Origin of the sequence: Streptomyces sp. DT224 (assembly GCF_049844595.1) — a bacterium.
Lineage (GTDB): Bacteria > Actinomycetota > Actinomycetes > Streptomycetales > Streptomycetaceae > Streptomyces.
Genome location: NZ_JBNCLI010000027.1, coordinates 1 through 3,329 on the forward strand (window position 1 = coordinate 1; position 3,329 = coordinate 3,329).

1 protein-coding gene is annotated in these 3,329 nt (G+C 72.4%); it reads left to right on the forward strand.

The genetic code is table 11. The features are described 5' to 3' along the window. The coding region (locus ACLQ2N_RS35845; RefSeq protein ID WP_425819966.1) for an SDR family NAD(P)-dependent oxidoreductase at positions 1 to 3,329 on the forward strand (3,329 nt) is incomplete at both ends.

A 3,329-nucleotide genomic window follows, 5' to 3' on the forward strand; every position in this document is an offset into this window, starting at 1 on the left:
ACCGAGACCGCGATCGCGGAGATCGAGAAGCGGACGTCTGCGCGGACGAAGCGCCTGCGGGTCTCCCACGCCTTCCACTCCCCGCTGATGGACCCGATGCTGGAGGACTTCCGCACAGCCCTGAGCGGCATTGAGTTCCATGAGCCCACGCTCCCCGTCGTCTCCAACGTCACCGGCCGCCTGGCCGAAGCGGGTCTGCTGACCACCGCCGACTACTGGGTCGATCACGTCCGCCGCCCCGTCCGCTTCGCCGACGGAGTCCGTGCCACTGAAGCCAGTGTCTTCCTGGAGGTCGGCCCGGACGGAACCCTCACCGGCATGGCCCAGCAGACCCTCGACAGCGGCGACGAGACCTTCGTACCCACCGCCCGCAAGGACCGCGACGAGCCCCGCACCGTCCTCGAAGCCCTGGGCCGCCTCCACACCACCGGCATCACGGTGGCCTGGGACGCCTACTTCGCCGCTGCGGAGCCCCGCCACGTCGACCTCCCGACCTACGCCTTCCAGCGTCAGCGGTACTGGCTTGCGGCCGACGACGGCGGCGGCGTGACCGGTGCCGGGCTGGACACGATCGACCACCCGCTGCTCAGCGCGGCCACTGAACTGGCCGATGGCGAACAGGTGGTCTTCAGCGGCCGCCTCTCCCTGGCCGCCCAGCCCTGGCTGGCCGACCACGCCGTCAACGGCACCGTGGTCCTCCCCGGCGCCGCCCTCGCCGAAATCGCGATCCGGGCCGGACAGGAGCTCGGCCTGCCGCTGCTGGACGAACTCACCCTCCAAACACCGCTGGTGATCCCGGCCGATGGTGCTGTCCGGGTGCAGCTGGTCGTCGCGGCCGAGGAATCGGGCCGCCGCGCGCTGACCGTCCACTCCCGCGTTCAGGACGCCACCGCCTGGACCGAGCACGCCCAGGGCGTGCTGGGCCGGGCCGCCGGGACGCCGGCCTTCGACCTGTCTGCCTGGCCGCCGGCCGACGCCACGCCGGTGGACGTGTCGGATCTGTACGACGACATGGCCACGATGGGTCTGGACTACGGGGACACCTTCCAAGGCCTCACCGCCGCCTGGAAGCTCGACCGCCACGTCTACGCCGAGATCACCCTGCCCTCCGGGGCCGAGGCAGGCGCCGCGCGGTTCGGCCTCCACCCGGCTTTGCTCGACGCGGCCCTGCACGCCATCGCACTCGGAGACTTCCTGCCGGGAACGGACCCCGGCAAGCCGTACATGCCGTTCGCCTGGCACCGGACGGCCCTGCACGCGGCCGGCTCGACCAGCCTCCGGATCAGGATCGGCCCCGCCCGTACCGGCGATTCCGTCACGCTGGCCCTCGCCGACCGCGACGGTGCGCCCGTCGCCGAGATCGGCGCGCTCAACCTCCGCGCGCTCAGCGCCGACCAGCTGCGAGCCGCATCGGGCAACGACGGACTTTTCCGGGTGAGTTGGCCGGCGCTCCCGGTCGCCACCGGCACCGACCCCGAGCAGTACCGGGAGCTGGACTCGCTCACCGCGGCCGAGCCCGTGCCGGACTGGGTTTACGTACAGTGTCCGCTCACCGATCCGGCGGCGGAGGTGCCCACTGCGGTGCGACAGGCCACCGGTCGGGTGCTGGCAGCCGTCCAGCAGTGGCTGGCCGACGAGCGCTACTCCTCTTCCCGTCTCGTGGTGGTCACCCAACAGGCCGTGGTCACCGACCCGGCCGAGCAGATCGACCTCGGCCACGCTCCCGTCTGGGGCCTGGTCCGGGCCGCGCAGGCCGAGAACCCGGGCCGCTTCGTACTCGCCGACGTCGACGGCAGCGCCGAGTCCTGGCAGGCCCTCGGGGCGGCTGTCGCGAGCGAGGAGGCCGAACTGGCCCTCCGTACGGGCGAACTGCGCGTCCCCCGGATGACTCGCGCGGACACCGGACAGGAAGTACCGGCCCTCGACCCGCAGGGCACCGTCCTGGTCACCGGCGGCACCGGCGGCCTCGGCGCGCTCACCGCCCGCCACCTCGTCACCGCCCACGGCGTCCGCCACTTGCTGCTCATCAGCCGCAGCGGCCCGAACGCCCCCGGCGCGGCCGAACTGGCCGAGGAGCTGGCCGGACTCGGCGCCGAGGTCACCATTACAGCCTGCGACGTCGCGGACCGCGCCGTCCTCGCCGAACTACTCGGCGCGATACCCGCCGAGCACCCCCTGACCGCTGTCGTGCACACTGCCGGCGTCGGCGACAACGGCCTCGTCGGCGCGCTGACCGAGGAGCGGCTCGACGGTGTGCTGCGGCCCAAGGCCGATGCGGCCTGGCACCTGCACGAGCTCACCCACCACCTGGACCTGACCGCCTTCGTCCTGTTCTCCTCGGTCGGTGGCTTCCTGCTGCCGGCCGGCCAGGCCAACTACGCCGCGGCCAACGTATTCCTGGACGCGCTGGCCTTCCATCGCCACGCTCAGGGCCTGCCGGCCACCTCCCTGGCGTTCGGCCTCTGGGACACCGACACCGGCCTGAGCCGATGGCTCAGCCGGACCGACCTCGACCGAGTGCGCCGCCAGGGCCTTCCCGCGCTCACTGTGACTGAGGGCCTCGCGCTGTTTGACGCGGGCCTGCGGGCCGACACCCCCGGACTGGTCGCCGCCCAGGTCGAGACGGCCGCTCTGCGCTCGCGCGGAGACGCTCTCCCGGCCCTGCTGCGGGGCATGGTCCGGACCGTCGCCCGCCCGGCAGGCCGGGCAGGCTCGCAGCAGCTGGTGCGGCGCCTCGCGGGGCTCGACCGAGCGGAACGAATGCGGGTCCTGCTCACCCTGGTCCGGGAGAAGGTCGCCTCTGTACTCGGCCACACTTCGGTCGAGGCGATCGCCGCCGGTGCGGCCTTCCAGAACCTCGGCTTCGACTCCCTCAGTGCGGTCGAACTGCGCCAGCAGCTCAATGAGGTCACCGGCCTGCACCTGCCGGCGACGCTCGTCTTCGACTACCCGACCGCGCAGGCCGTCGCCGACCACCTGGACGACGAGCTCACCGGTGCGCAGGCCGCAGACACCACCGTCGTCCCGGTCCGGACCCTCGACGATGAGCCGATCGCGATCGTGGGCATGGCGTGCCGCTACCCGGGCGGAGTCGGTTCGCCGGAGGACCTCTGGCGCCTGGTCGCCGGGGGTTCGGAGGCGCTCGGCGAGTTCCCGGCCGATCGCGGTTGGGACCTGGCGCGGCTGTACGACCCGAACCCGGAGACGATCGGGACGTCGTACGCACGGCATGGTGGATTCCTTTATGACGCAGGTGAGTTCGATCCGGGGTTCTTCGGGGTCTCGCCGCGTGAGGCGCTGGCGATGGATCCGCAGCAGCGTCTGCTGCT